Source organism: Streptomyces sp. P5F9, assembly GCF_057961495.1.
This window is the reverse complement of sequence record NZ_JBXVPZ010000200.1, coordinates 1-17,288: the sequence shown is the minus strand read 5'-3', so window position 1 is coordinate 17,288 and position 17,288 is coordinate 1. Positions and strand designations below refer to the sequence as shown.

The window sequence follows — 17,288 nt, the reverse complement described above, 5'->3', positions numbered from 1 at the left end:
GGGTGATTCGGGGCCGCGGGGCGAGGCCATGGCCGGTGTCCTCTCAGGGAATTGGCAGCGGGGACGCGGCGACGGGGACGGTAACACCGGGTCCGTACTGCTGATGGAACTGGTTGGTGAACAGACCGTCCGGGTCCCACTTGCTCTTGAGGGCGAAGAAATCCGTCAACCTGGGGTACGCGAGCTGGAGTTGTTCACTGGAGGCGAAGCGCTGGTAGCAGAGGTAGTGCGCGCCGCCGACGTCGAGCGCGCAGTCGAGGAGGCGGCGCAGGACGTGCTCGGTGCGGCGGATCTGCCGTGGCTCCAGGGCCTGTTCGAAGAACAGCACCGCGGAGAAGCTGTCCTGGCGGGCGTAGGAGAGCAGGGCGTCCTTGTTGCGCGGAACGAACCGCAGTGTGGTGTTGAGCAGCCGGAACTGCTCCTCCCGCAGCACCTGGCGGGCCGCGCCGAGGAAGTCGAGGAGGGCGGGCGCGGGGACGAAGAACTCCTGAAGCCAGTCGGCGCGGTGGCGGGCGGAGGACTCGATGGCCCGGATGGACTCCTTGGCCACGTTGTTGCGGCGCACCCGCTCGGGGTGCGCGCGGTACTGCAACTCCCAGCCGAACCGCTGCCGCCGCACCCAGGAACTGCGCCGCACGCCCCACATCAGCATCCGCTGTTTGGCCATGGCGACGCGGTCGAGGGGTTCGGCACGGACGGCGTCGACGGTATCCCCGCCGGGACGCAGCCGGTAGTCGACGCAGAACAACTGTTGCCACAGCTCGTCGTCCGCCACGGACAGCCGGGCGTAGTGGAAGTGGACGTCGGGATCGCTGCGCACCTGCTCGGCGACGTACCGGGGATACTCGGTTACCGGCATGACGACGACCCGGCTCTTCTCGTATTCGTCGTTGCGGGTCAGCCGCAGGGTGACATCGACGAGTACACCGATCAGCCCCAGACCGCCGACGACCAGACCGAAGAGTTCGCGGTTCTCCTCGCGGCCGGCCTGCACGATCTCGCCGGTGGCGAGCATGACCCGTACCGCCACAATCGTTTCGGCGAGCACTCCGGTGTCGACGTTCCGGCCGTGCGCGTTGACGCTCACGGAGCCGCCGACGGTGAAGACGCCGTAACTCTGGTTGCACCGGGTCGACAGCCCCAGCGGGTCCAGGACGCCGCGGAGCCGGTCCCAGGTGACGCCGGACTGAACACGCACGGTCATCGTACGCGGGTCGATGTCCTCGATCCGGGTGAGCCGGGAGGTGTCGATTTGGATCGCGTGGTCTGCGAGGGTCAGTCCGCCCTGGCTGCGCCCGGAGCCGCGGACGACGACACGGCGACCGTCTCGACGGGCCCCGAGGACGAGGGCGCGCAGTTCCTCGATGTCGGAGGGGAGGTGGACGGAGGCGAGACGGGCGCGGTAATTGCGCCCACCATCTTTCATTACGATAGACATAAAAATAATTCCGATGAATGTGGACGTGCCACCATCAGTAGGGCCGGAAACGGAATCAGTCCATCCGGCCCGGGACTGCGCCAGGGTATAGACACCACAATCAACTACACAAGTAACGGAAATTTGATGGAAATAGGATTCATGATTCACTGTGCTGTCGGATATTACTGATTCGAAACGCCAGAAGCTGTGGGGTCGTCGATTCCTGTCGTACGACGCCCCACGACAGCCACCAGAACGGAATCGCGACCCGGCACTTCTTCGTGACGGCCTCGGTGATCGCCATGGCCGGCGGGCTGGTCACCGCGATTGGAGGAGGCCGGGCAAGGACATCAGCACCTTGCCCGCGGCGCCGTGATCGCCCTCGCCGGTGGGCTGGCTCTCTATCATGCGGCGCACGAACGCATCGCGCTGCGCTTCGGCCACCCCCCGCTGAATGTAGCGGTGTGGGCCGCGCCGGTAATCGGCGTTCCGATCGTGGTCGTCGCGGTGTCCGGGAAGCTCACGCCTTGGCAGGTCGCGCTGATCCTGGCAGCCGGAGTGGTGATGCACCTGTTCTATGCACGGCGGGCCGTACGGCGCCGGACCGGCGCCAGCAGCAGTACAGGACCTGGCGCGGTCGGCTGAACAGCTGCTGACCTGCGCTGGCAGTCCACGGCCTCCGCACATCCGGGCACACCCGCCACGGAAGCCGACCACCTCCTGCTCGGCCGGCCCTGCGCCGCGCCGACCGGACGGCGGCGACTCTCTGCTGACGGCGGTGATCGGCGCGGTATCCGCGGCACGGAGGAGCCAGGCCATGCGTCCGTGGACGTTGGCCAGGGCGATGGCCACGGCACCGAGTGATTTCGCAGGTGTTCCAGCCGGTCGACCATAAGGCGCTGTGGCGTGACCATGCGAACGACCGAGTTTTCGCGCGAGTTTGTTAAGGTGCCCGCATCAAGGCTCATGGCCGCGATATTTCCATCATTATGTGCAAGAAAAATATGAAGGTCTGACAAGTGACGGAGGTTCCGTTGTCCCGCTACGGGATCATCAAAGCTACACTCGGTCCTGCTCTTTCCCTGGTGTGCCGTCCCAAGATGTACGGGATCGAGCACATTCCCCCTACTGGACCGGTGATCCTGGCGGGGAATCATATTGCCTTCCTCGACTCGTTGATCCTGCAATTGATCTGTCGCCGCCGAGTCATCTTCATTGGCAAGGGCGAGTACATGGCTGGGAAGGGCATCAAAGGCAAAGTGCAGTCCTGGTTTTTCAACAGCGGCGGTATGGTTCCCGTTGATCGAGGCCACGCGGGTGCTGCGTCCGCTGCTTTGATGACCGGTTGCAGACTGCTTAACGAAGGACACATGTTCGGCGTTTTTCCGGAGGGCACTCGCTCGCCTGACGGGCGCCTCTACCGTGGGCGGACAGGTATTGCCCGGCTTTCTTTGATGACAGGTGCTCCCATTGTACCTTTCGCCGTAACCGGGACAGAAAAGGTGCAACCAGGCGGAGCAGGCCTACCCCGTCCAGCTCGCGTAAAGGTGACATTCGGTGCGCCGCTGGAGTTTTCGCGCTATGACGGCTTTGAACGTGACCGCTACGTACTGCGGGCCATCACCGATACGGTAATGACCGAAATTAGGCGGATGTCCGGGCAAGAGTACGTCGACATCTACGCAACAAAAGTGAAGATTTCCTGAGCGGTCAAAGTTGATCTCTGCGCTGCAGTCCGCCGTTACATTGGAACGATGCCGATGCCTGGAGCGCGACTTCCACAGACGGGCCGCGGTGCAGGCGTGTGTGCATATCGTGCGGAAAGGCCCGCCTTCTAGACCATTCGGCTCACAGACCGATTCACCACTCCACGCGAGTCTGTATTTTCGGTAGGCTGGGGCGAGACCAGGCACAACTCGCGTTTCCTCAACCGGCCAGGCAATAATCCTGTGCGAGACGCCTTGGCGCGTCATGTGAAAATAATGAGTGGCCGGTTCCATGACGCAGCACGCACGCGGAGGACCCGTCCCTCACTGGGGAACCGTAATTGACCTGCCACATTTCAACATGGCCTTGTCCGTCAAGGGGGACGCAGACTCGCCGGCACCGGTGACGAGACACAGGTCCCGCCCATGTGCGTCCGCTCGCCGTAGTTCCCGGTCAAGCAGCCCCGCCCCATCGCGCTACAGGAAGGTTCGTCCGTTGAGCACTAGAGACATCGCAGTGACGGGGATCGGCATGCTGTCGCCGGCGGGCATCGGACTTGAAGAGAACTGGCACGGGCTGTGTCGGGGGCTTTCGCTGGCGGATCGTGATCCGCTCCTCGCCGGGCTGCGTGCCGATTTCTCGTGCGCGGTTCGGGGACTTAACGCTGCCCTTGTGCTGGGACACAAGGCGGCCAGGCGGCTCGACACCTTCGCACAGTTCGCGGTGATTGCCGCCCGGCAAGCCGTCGCTGACGCCGGCCTCGACCCCACGCGGTGGCAGCCGGAACGGGTGGGTGTCGTTCTCGGGGTCGGTAGCAACAGCCTGCACTCCTACGAAAGACCCTTCTCCCTGCTTGAACAGGACAGGGCCGATTCCTTGTCGCCCTTCAGCATTCCTCGCAGCCTGCCCAACATGGCGGCCGGAGAAATCGCCCTTGACCTTGGCGCACGGGGCATCTGCTTCACCACCAGCAGCGCATGCGCCTCGGGTACCACAGCCCTGGGAACCGCCATGGACCTTCTTCGCTCGGGGCGGTGCGACGTCGTGCTGGCGGGAGGAAGCGAATCAGGCCGTAGTCGGATGACCGCCGCCTCCTTTGGGCGTATGGGCGCGTTGTCCTTCCGCGCAGACAACCCGGAAGGCGCTTCACGGCCCTTCGACACCGAACGCGATGGGTTCGTGCTCGGTGAAGGCGCGGCCGTTCTCGTGCTAGAACGTGCTCGTGACGCGCACCGCCGACGGGCGCGTCTGCGGGGGTATCTAGCCGGCTACGGCGCTACTGCGGACGGGTATCACCCCACCGCACCTTCTCCGATGGGCGAGTCGGCAGAAACTGCTATCCGGGCGGCCCTGTTGGATGCTGGTTGCGGTGCGGACAGCATCGACCACGTCAACGCCCATGGCACATCCACCCGGCTGAACGACGAGACCGAGGCGCTCGTACTGCGGAAGGTGTTCCCCGCTGGCCCGCCGATCACCGCGAACAAAAGCGTGTGGGGACATTCCTTGGGAGCGGCAGGGGCGATCGAGGCTGCGGCCACATTGCTCAGCCTGGAGCACGGGAAGATCCCCCCGACGGCCAACCTCCAGTGCCAGGACGCCGCTCTGGAGCTGGACATCGTCACCAAGACACCGCGGGAACGACGCATGAGGACCGCCGTGAGTACTTCATTCGGCTTCGGCGGACACAACGCCGTCCTTGTCATGCGTGGCAGCCGGCCCGACTGAACTGCAGGCGCAAGCCAGCACTTCACCCTGGAACTGCTGTCCCTGCTGAGCATCGTTGAGGAACGCGGTGGCGGTGGCATTCAGGTGGGTGAACTGGGCATCGCGGTCCGGATGGCTGATGCCCTCTGTTGTCTTCGCGGTTCCCTGCAGGCTGTAGCCCTGGGTGTGCAGCAGGTGTCCGACGGTTGAAGCGCTGATCGGGTGGCCCTGTGTGGTGAGGGTCGAGGCCAGGGCCCGTAACGACAGCGTGGTCCACCGCGAGGGGGAGACGGGCCTCCGGGTGTGCGGCTCGATCAGCGACTCCAGCGCGGGCAGCAGACCGGCATCGGTGTCTGTCAGCCGCTTGCGGCCCGCACCTGGAGCCCGGACCCGCAGGATCGGTGAGGAACACCCGGCCAACTCGGCCATACCTCGCGCGATGGTTGCAGTGCTGGTGCCGGAGGCGGCGGCGACCGGGACGATCCCGCCGCGGCCGAGGGCCGCCGACTCACTGGCCAGGTACAACCGACGGCGGCGCTCATCGAAGTGCGGCAGGATCTGATCGAACTTGGCTTGCAGAGCACGAGCGGCAACGCGGTCTGACAGATACGGGTCATATCTCAAACTCCCACCAACACCCCTCTGCCGAGCACTTATTGAAATACGGGCCCCTGGACGGATCGAGAACTCCCAGGTCGCGTTCTACCTCGTCTACGCCGGCGAGCGCGGGCACGCGGCGGTGGACCGGGAGCTGTACATCCCGCGCTCCTGGACGTGCGACCCGGACCGCTGCCGGGCCGCGGGGCTGGGCGAGGACACCATCTTCGCGACCAAGCCGGACTAATGACGGAATGCTGACGTGCTGCGAGGCGATCATGACGAACGTGTGCGAGAGCTTCGGCGCAGAGCTGCGCGATTTCAACGGCAAAGGCGATCATACGTACCTGCTCGTGCACTACCCCCCGAAAATCGCCCTGTCCAAGCTGGTCAACAGCCTGAAGGGCGTCAGCTCCCGCTACCTGCGGGCGGGGTACAACGGCCGGATCAAGCAGATCGGGACGGGCTCGGTGTTCTGGTCCCCGTCCTACTTCGCCGGGTCCTGCGGCGGCGCGCCGCTGAGCATCGTCAGGGACTGCATCGAGGACCAGAAGCGCCCAGCCTGACCATCACCATGCGGGCGCAGAGATCTCCGGCGCTTCACGCCTCCGGGCCAAGGATCGCATTCCCGCCGGCCTAAAGGCCGGGATTCCCTGCGAAGAACTAAGGGATGGAGAGTGAGTTGATGAATTCCTCGAAGTGGGCGCGGTTGATGGTGACAACTGCTCCGCCGGGGTTCTTGGAGTCACGGATCGCGACACAGGGGGCACTGGCTGCGACCTCGACGCACTCGCCGCCGTTGGTGCCGCTGAAGGACGACTTGCGCCACGCGACCGTGCCGAGGGGGGCGCACTCGACGCAGTCACCGCCGTTGGTGCCGCTATAGCTGGACTTCCGCCACGTCTGTCGGCCGGTCTCCATAACGTTCCTCCATCACGCGTGCGATCAGGTCGGCCGAGTCCTCCACCGAGAGGGCAGCGGCCTGCAATCGAGCGTATCCGACCGAACGTTCCCTGATGACGTCTGGGTTGGCGGTCATGTGCCCCTGGTCGTAGCCCTCGGAGTAGTGGATGTCAGGGTCGTCGTCGAAGCGCAGGAGGTTGAACGAGCCCATCATTCCGGTGTGCGCTCCTACGGAGAACGGCAGCACCTGGATGTTCACCCAGGGGTTGTCCCGGAAGCTCACCAGACGGGCGAGTTGCTTACGCATGACCTCGCGATCGCCGACCATCCTGAACAGCACGGACTCGTCCAGGATGACCCACACTGCGGGCGGCTGCTTCTTCTCCAGAATGCGCTGCCGTTCCATCCTCGCCGCTACCATCTCTTCGACCTTGTCCGGCTCGTCGACGGCGAGCAGCGCTGCCGCGTACTCCGGTGTCTGGAGAAGGCCGTAGACCAACTGGCACTGATACGTCGAGATGTACGCGGCCTTCGCCTCCATGTCCGCGTACGCCTGGAACCAGTTGGGGAGTTGGCTCCGCAGAACCATGCCGATCATGCGGGTGAAGGACCCGTCCGTCATGAACGCGGCGTCGAGGCGTTCGGCGAAGTTCCGGGTCGGGACCTTCTGGGCCGTCTCGATCTGCCCGATGAGCGAGCCGGTGCAGAAGAGGATCTTGCCGAGGCCCTCCAGCGTGAGACTCGCCGCTTCCCTCAACCGGCGGCATTCGTAGCCGAAGTAGTCCAACGGGGATGCGCTCGGGTCGAGTTGGCGAACGTGGACCATGCGACAGTCCCCTCCGAGTAGTTACCGGCCTGTCGCCGAGAGTAACTACTCGATGCCGCCTGGGTGATGAGAATCACGAACTCTCCATAACGTGCGTAACGTACGGTGGAGAAATGTCCCCTTTGGTCAAGATCAGCGACTCGTACGCGCCGCGCTTCGCGGAGTTCGCGTTCGAGCCCGCCTTCGTGGCCGCGGTGGACCAGCACGTGGCTGAACTGCGCGAACGTCTCGCGGCGGGCGGCCCGGATCTGACGCCCCCGCCCCCGGACCACGCCGACCTCACGGATTACGCGCTCGGCTTCCTGGACGCGCTCGCGGAACTGGACTGGCGGGAGCCGGTCGGCCACGACTACGCGGTGTGCAGGCTGACCGCCATCAGCTGGCTGGTGCACCGGCACGGGCTGCTTCCCGAGCAGCGCCACGGTGACTGAAAAAGGCTTTCCGGTGACTCAACTCGCCCTGAAGCCCTTCCCGTTGCGCACTCCGACCCCTTAAGTTAGGCACGCATTAAGCGTGCTTAACTCTTCGCTGTTGCCGTCGCCGTCACTGTCGTTGCGAGGTTGGTATGTCCGCGCGTTACGTCAGAGGATTCTGCGCCGCCGTCATCGCCGTCGCCGCCTTGATCGGCGCGGCTGCGGCAAGCCCGGCCAAGGCCGCGGGCCAGCCGGCCGAACACCACACGTCCCACTCGGCTCACTCCGGCGGAAGCATCATGTCCTTGCGCGAGTAGAGCGGCAGCCCGCTCGTGTCGAGCTTCCAGGTGCCCAGCTCGGTGGTGATGGCGAGCGGGGTCCCGTACGGCTGCCGTTGCAGACGGTTGCCGTAGGCGGGGCGGCCGCTGTGGGTGTCGATTCCCCACTGGTACGTCCATGTGCCGTCGCGCGGGTCGAGGATGAGGTAGTGCGGGATGCCCATCGCCGGGTAGTCGTGGCTCTTGGCGTCGTAGTCGTTGCCGGGGTTCGACGGGGAGACGATCTCGATGGCCAGGAGGATCTCGTGCGGGTCCAGCGGATCGTCCGTCTCCATGGCCGAGCGCGGGACCACCAGCAGGTCAGGAATGCGCAGTGTGCCGAGGGACGCGTCATCCGTGTCCGTGGCCTCCGCGGCGATTATTCCGGGCGGTAGCTGTCCGGACAGTTGGTCGCGCACGTCCACGGCCGTGAGCTGGTGCCGGGGGCGGGGGCTCATCATCATGACGAACGTGCCGTCGCTGATCTCGGGGTAGGTGAAGCCGGGCGGCGGCGTGAAGTGATCCCGCATGTCACGCAGGTGCCGGTAGATGGTCTGCTCGCTCATACCGCCGTCTCCTTCGGAGCAGTCACGAGGAGCGCGAGTCCGTTGCGCGAACACTCCCTCTGACCTGCCGGTGAAACCCATGGTAGCCAGAGCCGGTGTTCTCGGGTGTTCGCCGACTTCGGCCGCGCGGAAACACCTTCATGGTCGTTCTCCTCGTCGATACGTCGGTCGGCGTCGCCGCCCGCCACGGGTGGCAACGCCTCCGATCGTCATCGCCGCGGAGTTGATCGGACAGTCCCGCCCGAGAGGCGAATCAACTCCGGATCACGGCCCTCACCTGCGCTCACGTCGCGCTACATGCCGGACGACCCCGGCATGTCGTCGCGCCGCGTGTCCCTCCCCATGTCCGTCCCCATGTCCGTCCGCTCCCGGACCGGCTGGTTGGTCATCGCGTCCTGGCGGCCCGACTGGTAGGCCGTGAGGCTGCCCCTGGCGTTGGTGGTCTCGCGCTCGGCCGCCATCAGCATGCGTTCCATGCGCTGGCGCATCGGGGTGATCATGCCGCCGCCGACGCCGACGATCAGGATGCCGGCCGCGGTCGCGAGGGCCGCGTAGAGCACCGGCTGGGTGACCGAGGTGGCGATGCCCGCCTGGCCGAGGGCCGCGATCACGCCGAGCGCCATGATGCAGGCCCAGACGATGGTCGCGAGCATCTTGCCGTACGACATGGAGGAGAGGGCGCTGCCCACGATGCCCCGGACCGCGTTGGCGATGGCCATCGCGACGACCACCAGGACGACCGCGACGATGCCGCGCGGGAGCCAGGCGACGATGCCGTTGATCATCGTGCTGACCGGGTTGGAGCCGAAGACTCCGAGCGCGAGCTGGAGGGTGATCAGCATCAGCGCGTAGTACACGATCTTGCAGACGATGCCGGTCATGTCGTACTTGGAGTCCCGCAAGTACCGTTCCGTACCGGCCCGTTCGGAGAGTTTCTCCGAGCCGACCTTGCGCAGCACCCGGTCCAGGACGCGGGTGATCATCTTCGACACGAACCAGCCGATGGCCAGGATGACCAGGAAGCCGACGAGCTTCGGCACGAACTGCGCGACCTTCGACCAGGCGTCGTTCAGCCCCTGGGTGAAGTTGATGGCGAGGGTGGCTTCGGGAACAGCCATGGGCGGCACTTCCTTCGGTGGGTCCTGGTGGGTATTACTGGCCCCTTGTTTTCTTCGTTCTTCATCAGTGGAGCAGCGCCGTGCGGACGTGGCCGCGTGAGCTGGGCCGTACGGGTGAGAAGCCTCCGGATGATCAGCAGATGCGGCGGTACGGCGCGTCCGGCACGTATGTCCGCCACTGTGCCCGGGTCAGCTCCGCGTTCCCGGTGCGCGCGCAGACCCGTGCCAGGGCCCGGGCCGGGTCCACGGCGTAGCGCTGGAGCGGGACGTGGGCGCTGCCGGCGTAGACCGTGCTGCCGTCGGGGCTGAAGGCCAGCGAGGTGATCGCCTCGCCCGGGGTCGTCAACGGGGCGCTGCTGAGCGGCTGTTGGGTGGCCACGTCCCAGAGCTGGAGGCTGCCGCCGCTGCCGCCGACCGCGAGGGTGCGGCCGTCGGGGCTGAAGGCGACGGCGGAGATGGCATCCCCCACACCGGGATCGCGGGGACCGGCCGATCTCACGCCGGGACCTCCACCAGCCGCCCCGGCGGGACATCCCCCCTGTCCCGCCGGGGCTCCCGTACGCACATCCGGCCCGCATACGCTGCCCCCGTGACCACTTCCCCCGCCGCGCGCACCGCACTGGACCTCACCGCCGACCTCCCGGTCCCCGACCTGGAGGACTTCTACCGGGACCTGCACCGGCACCCCGAGCTGTCCGGCCGCGAACACCGCACGGCCGCGAAGCTCGCCGAACGCCTCACGAAGGCGGGCTACGACACCGTCGAGGGCATCGGCGGCACCGGCGTCGCCGGAGTGCTCCGCAACGGCGACGGGCCGACCGTGCTGCTGCGCGCCGACATGGACGCGCTGCCGGTGCAGGAGGAGACCGGGCTGTCGTACGCCTCCTCGGTCCCCGGCGCGATGCACGCCTGCGGGCACGACCTGCACGTGACCTGGCTGGCGGGCGCGGCCCAGGCGCTGGCCGCCGGGCGGGACGCCTGGTCGGGGACGCTGGTGCTCGTGGGCCAGCCGGCGGAGGAGACGGGTTCGGGCGCGGCCGCGATGGTGGCCGACGGCCTGTACGACCGCGTCCCGAGCCCGGACGTCCTGCTCGCCCAGCACGCGGCACCGGGCCCCGCCGGGTTCTACCCGCACGTGCCCGGCCTGATCATGTCGGCCTCGACGGACGTCGACATCGTGGTCCATGGCCGCGGCGGACACGGCTCCCGCCCCGAGACGACGGTGGACCCGGTCGTCACGGCCGCCTACCTGGTGACCCGCCTTCAGACGATCGTCTCCCGGGAGATCGCGGCCCGTGACTCCGCCGTCCTGACTGTGGGCCGTATCGAGGCGGGCACCCGGCACAACATCATCCCGGCCGAGGCCCGGATCTCCCTCAACCTGCGCACCCAGTCCGACGACGTGCGGGAGCGGATGATCGCCGCGATCCGCCGTATCGCGTCCGGCGAATGCCTCGCCGCGGGCTGCCCGCGCGAGCCCGAGGTGACCATCGGCACCAGCCTCCCGACGATGGTCAACGACGCGGACACCGACCGCCGGATCGCCGCTGTGCACACCGAGGTCCTCGGCGCGGGCACGGTCTTCGACCCCGGCGCGGCGACGGGCAGCGAGGACTTCCCCCACCTGGTCCCCGAGGGCGTCCCGTACTCCTACTGGTTCGTGACGAGCACCCCGGCGGACGTGTGGGACGCGGCCCCCGGCACGGACCTGATGGAGAAGTTCCACGCCGTCCCCAGCAACCACAGCCCGCAGTTCGCACCGGACCTGGTGACGGTGGCGCCGGGTGTACGGACCCTGGTGTCAGGGGCGTTGGAGATCCTGACTGTGAACTGACTAGCCCAGCAACTGGAGTTGGACCAGGTGCTGCTGTACGTGATCCAGGGCGCCCGCGCGGCGCCCTGGCACCCTGCTCCTCAACTCGGCCAGTTCGGGCCCGAGTTCGCGAGCGTGGGCCGGTTCGTGGATCTGCCCCCACTGATGATGGGCACGGTCCACGGCCGCCTCGACGGCAGCCGCGTCGGGTGACTGTCCCGCCGCGAGCCGCGCCGACGCCACCGCGAGCCAGGCCCGACAACTCCGCACCGGATCCCCCGCCAACATCGCCAGATCGGCCCGCACTTCGGTCCAGTGCAGCGCTTCTTCGGAACCCCGGCCGTGTGCGCGGACGGCGGCCTGCTCGTGCTCGGCGGCGAGGGCGTCGGCGTCGAGGTGCCGACCGGCTTGCGCGGCGGAGGCGACGGCGATGTGCGGGTCGCTGTCGTGGCTTGGTGGCGCGCTGTTCTGGCTTGGCGGCGCGCCATATTGGCCTCGCCGTGCATCCTCCACGCTTCGCGGCGCGCTGTCCTCGCTCCGAGCGGCACTCTTTCCACTCGGGCCGGCGAAATCCAGCCCGTCTGGGGGTCCCCCCTCTGGGGGAGTTTGAGGACGAGGCCCCTTCAGGGCCGACGGGGGTCTGCGGGCGGAGCCCCCAGGGACGCCCGCCCCCACGCTCCCCGGCCAGGCAAGCACCACGTCCGCATACCCTTCCGCCCCGAGCCGGCCAACCGCCTGCTGATGCAACTGCTCAACCGGCGGACGCCACCCGCTGCGCAGAATCGTCGCGACCGCCTTCATGTACGCCGGCGCAGCCACCACGCGCCGACCGGGAGGCGGTGCGATGCGACCGTAAACCGCGTTCGTGCGGCCCGAGTCGAGTGGATGAGCCCGCAGCCACTGCCAGGTCTCCGCATCCGTGTGCAGGTCGAGCAGCAACGTCGTCGTCCCCGGCGCCCGCAACCGCAACTCCTCGCGGACCCAGGCCCACGGGAACGCGGTGTAACGGACGGTCGCCGGAGTCGTACGGGCCAGGGCCAGATGCGGAAGGTGCTGTTTCCGGTCGAGTTGGAGCTGGCCGGTGACGAACACGGTCAAGGGCCCCGGTGCCGTGGCGGCCGCACGCAACCGGGTCAGGACAGCCTGCGGCTCCAACGGGTCGGCGAGTTCGACAACGTTGGCGGTGTCCGTGCCGGACAGGACGGCCGGGTCGACGGCCGCGAGGACCGGCAGCACGGACGCCGCGTCCACCAGGCGTCCCCTGCCCACCGGCGAGGCCGCGAGCAGCAGCACCGTTCCAGGCATACGTCCTCCCCCGAACCGTCGAACACGGCGATCACATCGTTCACTTCGTACCGCAGCACCGTAACCTCTGCTCACCCTCTGCTGCCGCAAAGGGTGAAGTCAGGACCGCCGTACCGCGAAGATCGTGGTGTCGTCGGCGAGATGTCCGCCGCTGTGGCGCAGGGTGCCGTCACGGACGTAGGCGACGAGACGGTCCGGGTCGGCGAGGTGCGGATCGGCCAACACGCCTTCCCTGACAAGGGACTTGAGCCGGTAGAAGACGCCCGCCCCGTCCCGCGCCTCCGTCACCCCGTCGGTGACCACGAGCAGGGTCTCCCCGGGGGCGAGGGTGATCCGGAGCGTCGGCGGCGGCCCGTCCATGTGAGCCAACTCGCCCAGCCCGAGCGGGAGTCCGTGCCCGGGCGGCAGGGACCGTACCCCGTGCGGGCCGACCACCAGCGGGGGTTCGTGACCGAAGTTGACGACCTCGACGGTGTCCGGTTCGGCGACGGGGAAACTCAGCAGGATGGCTGTCGCGAACCGGTCGATGCGGTCGTCGTCCTCGCGGTCGAGGGCGGCGAGATGCAGCCCGTGCCGGTGGATCCGGGTCTCCAGCCGGGCGGCGACGGTCGCCAGCTCCCGCTCGTGGTACCCCGCCTCGCGGAACGTGCCGAGCAGCGCGGCCGCCGCCTCCACCGCGCCGAGCCCCTTGCCCTGGACGTCACCGACGAGGGCGCGGGTGCCGTACAGGCCTGGCTGGATGTCGTAGAAGTCGCCGCCGACGCGGGCGAAGGCGTCCGCGGCGAGGTAGACGGCCGCGTGGTCGAGGCCGCCCCAGCCTGGCGGCAGCGGGCGCAGCAGCGTACGGCGGGTGGTCTCGGCGACGTCCCGCATCCGCAGCATGCGGCGTTCACCGCGGACCCGGACCGCACAGGCCAGGACGGCGAGGACGCCGCCGACGCCGACGAGGATGAAGTCGGGCAGCCCGGTCTGGTACTGGCGCGGCCAGGCGTGGTCGGCGAGGACGTAGGTGCCGAGGCCGAGCACCGCGAACACGGCCGTGCCCCGCACCCCGCAGATCGCGGCGGCTATACCGGGCACGAGCACGATCCACGAGACGGTCCGGAACTCACCGCTGGTGTACCAGTCGACCAGCAGGATGGTGACGAGCACCAGCAGCGGCGGTATCCAGGCGACGCTCCGCCCGCGTACCCGCAGCAGGTGCTGCCGCCGGATCGCGTCGGGGTCGCCGGCGCGGGGCAGCCGGTCGAGCGGGGAGCGCCCGGAGTCGCCGTGGCGCACCGGTGAGAACCCCGTTCCACGACGGCGCACGACCGTTAGTACGCGACCGACATCCGGCCGCGCGGGTGGGCGTGCGCTTCCAGTTCGTCGACGAAGGCGACCGCGTAGTCCTCGGCGCTGATGAAACTGCGGCCCTGGTCGTCGGTCATGAACTGGTCCCCGCCGACGCGGAAGCGGCCGGTGCGGGTGCCCGGGGCGATCTCGGCGGCGGGGGAGACGTACGTCCAGTCAAGACCGTCGTCGAGGCCGTCGTCGAGGGAGCGGTAGTAGGCGAGGACGTCGCGGTGGGCACGGGCCTCCGGGAGGTAGGCCTCGGGGAAGCCGGGCTGGTCGCTGAGGGCCTGCCCGGGGGCGACCTCCAGGCCGCCGGCGCCGCCGACCACCATGAGCCGTCCGACACCGGCCGCGCGGACGCCCGCGACGAGGGCCTCGTTCAGGGCGAGGAAGGGGCCGCGCGGGTCGCTGCCGTCGCGCGGCGGCACGCACGCGGAGGCGACGGCGTCGGCGCCGCGCGCCACCTCGGTCACCTTCGCCGGGTCCGTCGCGTCGGCCGCCGTGGCGGTGACCCCGGGGACGGGCGACTGGCCGGAGCGGCTGACCGCCAGGACCTGGTGGCCGCGGGCCGACGCCTCCGTCGCGATCCGGCTGCCGACCATGCCGGTGGCGCCGAAGAGTACGAGCTTCATGCGCCCCAGCGAAACACGCCGCAACGGAGGCCGCACGCCGACTTGCCACCGCCTCCGCCGGGGTGTGCATTGGTAGTACGGGGAGAGAGAGGAGTGCTCTCATGGCTCAAGCGGCACCCACGCCCGGCGGAATGACCGGCCCGGGCAACACCACCGGCCGGGGTGGATTCACGAGAGATCTGCCCGACATCTTCGACGCCCGCGTCCACCGCGTGGCGAAGGTCGCGATCCCGGTCGTCCTGGGACTCGTCTACGGCTACTGGGCGGCGGCCAACCGTCGCGGCGGCGGCCCCATCACCGGCTGGAACATCCTGTTCGGCTTCGTGACGGCCCTCGCGTTCATCGTGCTGTGCCTGGCGGTCGCGCAGTTCGCGCCGCTGCTCAAGCGCGAGCTGCACTCGCTGGTCAAGTCCGGCTTCGCGGGCGCGGCGCTCGGCTTCCTCTACAGCCAGAGCGGCGAGAGCGTGCTGCGCTCCACGGCCCTCGGCCTCGCGACCACGGCGGCCGTCTTCCTGGTCTTCTTCTACCGCTACTACACGCGCGAGGACGGAGCGGGCAACCGCATCCGCTGACCGGACACAGCCAGCAACACATGGGCCCCGGCACCGAGTTGGTGCCGGGGCCCACGCGTTCCAGCCTCCCTACGGCGCCCAGTTCCAGATGCCGCCGCCGGTGGACGAACCGGAGGAACTCCAGCTCCACGAGCCCGAGACGCTCCACGACCCGGAGGCCGACGTGCTCCACGAGGAGTTGTTGTCGTTCCAGTTCGGGTCGTTGTTCCAGTTGGAATTGCCTGAGTCGCTGTTGCCGTCGCGCCAGCCCGGACACGGGTCCGAGCAGGACGGCACGCCCTGGCCGCCGGTGTCGACGAACGCGGCGCTGGCCCAGGCCTGCGCGCCGACGAGCCAGTACCAGTCGGGGTTTCCGTTGACGCTCTGTCCCCTGACCACGCACTGGACGCGGTCCTGACTGCCCGGTGCGAGCGAGTCGACGACAGGGGAACGGGTGGTGGGCGACTCCCGCACGTTCAGATCCGTGCGGGACACGATGGTGCCCCAGATCGGACTGCCGCCACCGCCGCCACCGCCATGTCCTTCGGCGTACGTGGTCGGTGCTGCCGCTGCCGTGGTGCCCGCCGCCGCGACGGCGAGAGTGCCACCGGTGAGCAGGGCCGCGGCCAGAGTCCGCAGGGCCGGAGTGGTGCGCATGTTCGGCCTCCTTCTCCCCAGCTCCAGGAAACACCCGTTCGGGTGAAGCCTCCACCCGAGAGCGGACTCCCCAGTTCCGCCAAGGGTTCCGCGACCGGGACCGCCCATACGGCTTGACATTTAACCCATACGCAGTCAAAAAGCTCCGACCCGCTCGCATACGACGCCCCCCGGCCGTGTCCTGAGGAGGTGCCCCCACGTCTCCGGAGCGCCCTGTCGGCCGTCCTCGTCGCCCTCTCCTGCCTCCTCACGCCCTTCGGCGCGCTGGCGGCCTGGGCGGCATACGGCCTGACCGACTCCGGCCGCTACGTCACGACGATGGCGCCCCTCGCCGCGGACCCGGCCGTACGGAACGCGATCGCGGACACGGTCGGCGCGGGCATCCTGCGCGAGGTGCGGATCGGCGGGATCCCGGTCGGCGGAGCCAAGGCCGGCCGGGTCCGGATGAGCGCGACCCGGGGCGTGATGGCGCCGTTCGTGCACGACGCGATGCGCTCGTTCACCGAGACCGAGGCCTTCCGCGTGGCCTGGGACGAGGGCAACCGGGTCACGCACGACGCCGTCCTGAACGCCCTGGAGGACGAGGGGCGGGCCGGCACGGTCACCGTCGATCTCGCCCCCGTCACCGCCCGGGTCAAACACCAACTCGCCCGCGAGAACCTCTCGTTGGCGAACAACATCCCCGTCCAGCACACCCGGGTCGAGGTTCTCCCGGCCGGTGAACTGGGCCCGCTCCGGAGGGAGTTCCACGTGCTTGAGGTCGCCGGCTTCTGGCTCCCCGTGGCCGCCGCCGTCTTCGCCGTCACCGGTATCGCCGTCGCCGTGCGCCGCCGGCGCGCGATCACCGCGACCGCGCTCGGCACGGCCCTCGGCGGCGCGCTGCTCGGCCTCGCGCTCGCGATCGGCCGCCACTTCACCGTCGCCGACCTGCCGGCCGAGCTCTCCGGGGCGGCGGGCGGCGCGATCTACGACGCCCTGACCGCGACCCTGCGCACGGTCGCCTGGCTGCTGCTGGGCGTGGGTCTGACGGTGGCCGCGCTGGCCTGGCTCACCCGATTCGCCCGCCCGGCACGGGAGTTCCTGCTCCTGCGCCTCCTGCGAGACCGGCGAGCGTCCGCAACGCCCGCCGCAGACCGGGCACAGCAGCCGACGCGAGCCCAAGTCTGACCGCGTCCGGGGTCACCTTCGGATCGACGCTGAAGGCGGTCCCGGGCGTGATGGCGATCCCGTGCGCCGCCGCGGCCCCCGTGAAGGTGTCGGCCCGCCACGGCGCGGGCAATTCCCACCAGGCGTAGTAGGTCAGGGGATCGGCCCGTACGGCGAACTCCCCCAACTCCTCGACGACAAGCCGGTGCCGGGCGGCCGCGCCCTCCCGCTTGGCGTCGACCAGCCGCGCCACAGTGCCGTCGGTGATCCACCGC

General features: G+C 68.6%; 17 protein-coding genes and 4 pseudogenes. 9 read left to right on the top strand and 12 right to left on the bottom strand.

The features are described 5' to 3' along the window. Positions 1–43 precede the first annotated feature (43 nt). Positions 44–1,426: an FAD-binding oxidoreductase gene (locus AC31A1_RS28125; protein WP_489656001.1), complete on the bottom strand. Its 1,383-nt coding sequence runs from the start codon at positions 1,424–1,426 to the stop codon at positions 44–46. A 366-nt stretch (positions 1,427–1,792) separates the two neighbouring features. On the opposite strand from AC31A1_RS28125, the gene AC31A1_RS28120 reads away from it, so the two are divergent. The 3 genes from AC31A1_RS28120 (at position 1,793) to AC31A1_RS28110 (ending at position 4,855) form a co-directional block, all read left to right on the top strand. Beyond that, the gene (locus AC31A1_RS28120) at positions 1,793–2,065 is read left to right on the top strand and encodes a hypothetical protein (protein WP_489656000.1); all 273 of its coding nucleotides are present in this window, start codon (positions 1,793–1,795) and stop codon (positions 2,063–2,065) included. Between the two features lie 389 nt (positions 2,066–2,454). After that, entirely contained in the window at positions 2,455–3,126 is a 672-nt protein-coding gene (locus AC31A1_RS28115; RefSeq protein ID WP_489656002.1) for a lysophospholipid acyltransferase family protein, read from the top strand. 517 nt (positions 3,127–3,643) lie between these two features. Then, positions 3,644–4,855, top strand: coding sequence for a beta-ketoacyl-[acyl-carrier-protein] synthase family protein (locus AC31A1_RS28110; protein WP_489655999.1), 1,212 nt, complete (start codon positions 3,644–3,646; stop codon positions 4,853–4,855). Between the two features lie 45 nt (positions 4,856–4,900). Here AC31A1_RS28110 and AC31A1_RS28105 read toward each other — a convergent pair. Beyond that, positions 4,901–5,440 (bottom strand): annotated as a pseudogene (locus tag AC31A1_RS28105) (ISAzo13-like element transposase-related protein); the annotation flags it as partial. 67 nt (positions 5,441–5,507) lie between these two features. Between AC31A1_RS28105 and AC31A1_RS28100 the strand changes: the two are divergent. After that, positions 5,508–5,675: pseudogene (locus AC31A1_RS28100) on the top strand (transposase); the annotation flags it as partial. Position 5,676: 1 nt separating this feature from the next. Then, positions 5,677–5,997: pseudogene (gene tnpA / locus AC31A1_RS28095) on the top strand (IS200/IS605 family transposase); the annotation flags it as partial. Positions 5,998–6,094: 97 nt separating this feature from the next. On the opposite strand, the gene AC31A1_RS28090 reads toward tnpA, so the two are convergent. Both AC31A1_RS28090 and AC31A1_RS28085 read right to left on the bottom strand, forming a co-directional pair. Continuing rightward, positions 6,095–6,352, bottom strand: coding sequence for a DUF397 domain-containing protein (locus tag AC31A1_RS28090; RefSeq protein WP_489655998.1), 258 nt, complete (start codon positions 6,350–6,352; stop codon positions 6,095–6,097). Then, the gene (locus AC31A1_RS28085) at positions 6,312–7,160 is read right to left on the bottom strand and encodes a helix-turn-helix domain-containing protein (RefSeq protein ID WP_489655997.1); all 849 of its coding nucleotides are present in this window, start codon (positions 7,158–7,160) and stop codon (positions 6,312–6,314) included. The genes AC31A1_RS28090 and AC31A1_RS28085 overlap by 41 nt, the downstream gene beginning before the upstream one ends. 113 nt (positions 7,161–7,273) lie before the next feature. Here AC31A1_RS28085 and AC31A1_RS28080 point away from each other — a divergent pair, with 113 nt between their 5' ends. Then, complete coding sequence (locus AC31A1_RS28080) at positions 7,274–7,591, top strand: DUF6401 family natural product biosynthesis protein (protein ID WP_489655996.1); 318 nt, start codon at positions 7,274–7,276, stop codon at positions 7,589–7,591. Positions 7,592–7,853: 262 nt separating this feature from the next. On the opposite strand, the gene AC31A1_RS28075 is transcribed toward AC31A1_RS28080, so the two are convergent. From AC31A1_RS28075 to AC31A1_RS28065, 3 genes are all read right to left on the bottom strand, one after another. After that, positions 7,854–8,456 carry a Uma2 family endonuclease gene (locus tag AC31A1_RS28075; RefSeq protein ID WP_489655995.1) on the bottom strand — a complete coding sequence of 201 codons (603 nt, stop codon included), beginning with the start codon at positions 8,454–8,456 and terminating at the stop codon, positions 7,854–7,856. A gap of 293 nt (positions 8,457–8,749) precedes the next feature. Next, the gene (locus AC31A1_RS28070) at positions 8,750–9,574 is read right to left on the bottom strand and encodes a mechanosensitive ion channel family protein (RefSeq protein ID WP_489655994.1); all 825 of its coding nucleotides are present in this window, start codon (positions 9,572–9,574) and stop codon (positions 8,750–8,752) included. Between the two features lie 133 nt (positions 9,575–9,707). Then, positions 9,708–10,073 (bottom strand): WD40 repeat domain-containing protein, encoded by a 366-nt coding sequence (locus AC31A1_RS28065; RefSeq protein ID WP_489655993.1) that lies wholly within the window; start codon positions 10,071–10,073, stop codon positions 9,708–9,710. A gap of 90 nt (positions 10,074–10,163) precedes the next feature. Here AC31A1_RS28065 and AC31A1_RS28060 point away from each other — a divergent pair, with 90 nt between their 5' ends. Next, positions 10,164–11,408 (top strand): amidohydrolase, encoded by a 1,245-nt coding sequence (locus AC31A1_RS28060; protein ID WP_489655992.1) that lies wholly within the window; start codon positions 10,164–10,166, stop codon positions 11,406–11,408. Here the strand turns inward: AC31A1_RS28060 and AC31A1_RS28055 are convergent, their stop codons facing one another. From AC31A1_RS28055 to AC31A1_RS28045, 3 genes are all read right to left on the bottom strand, one after another. After that, on the bottom strand, positions 11,409–12,692 hold the full coding sequence (locus AC31A1_RS28055) for a hypothetical protein (protein ID WP_489655991.1): 1,284 nt from the start codon (positions 12,690–12,692) through the stop codon (positions 11,409–11,411). A 99-nt stretch (positions 12,693–12,791) separates the two neighbouring features. Then, entirely contained in the window at positions 12,792–13,973 is a 1,182-nt protein-coding gene (locus AC31A1_RS28050) for a PP2C family protein-serine/threonine phosphatase (protein ID WP_489655990.1), read from the bottom strand. Positions 13,974–14,008: 35 nt separating this feature from the next. Then, entirely contained in the window at positions 14,009–14,659 is a 651-nt protein-coding gene (locus tag AC31A1_RS28045) for an NAD(P)-dependent oxidoreductase (protein WP_489655989.1), read from the bottom strand. A gap of 101 nt (positions 14,660–14,760) precedes the next feature. Here AC31A1_RS28045 and AC31A1_RS28040 point away from each other — a divergent pair, with 101 nt between their 5' ends. Then, positions 14,761–15,231 carry a hypothetical protein gene (locus AC31A1_RS28040; RefSeq protein ID WP_489655988.1) on the top strand — a complete coding sequence of 157 codons (471 nt, stop codon included), beginning with the start codon at positions 14,761–14,763 and terminating at the stop codon, positions 15,229–15,231. Positions 15,232–15,300: 69 nt separating this feature from the next. On the opposite strand, the gene AC31A1_RS28035 is transcribed toward AC31A1_RS28040, so the two are convergent. Beyond that, a complete protein-coding gene (locus AC31A1_RS28035) occupies positions 15,301–15,867 on the bottom strand; it encodes an SH3 domain-containing protein (RefSeq protein WP_489655987.1) in 567 nt (188 codons plus the stop codon). Between the two features lie 189 nt (positions 15,868–16,056). On the opposite strand from AC31A1_RS28035, the gene AC31A1_RS28030 reads away from it, so the two are divergent. Continuing rightward, positions 16,057–17,034 (top strand): hypothetical protein, encoded by a 978-nt coding sequence (locus tag AC31A1_RS28030; RefSeq protein WP_489655986.1) that lies wholly within the window; start codon positions 16,057–16,059, stop codon positions 17,032–17,034. On the opposite strand, the pseudogene AC31A1_RS28025 reads toward AC31A1_RS28030, so the two are convergent. Continuing rightward, positions 16,916–17,288: pseudogene (locus tag AC31A1_RS28025) on the bottom strand (PLP-dependent aminotransferase family protein); the annotation flags it as partial. The gene AC31A1_RS28030 and the pseudogene AC31A1_RS28025 overlap by 119 nt on opposite strands.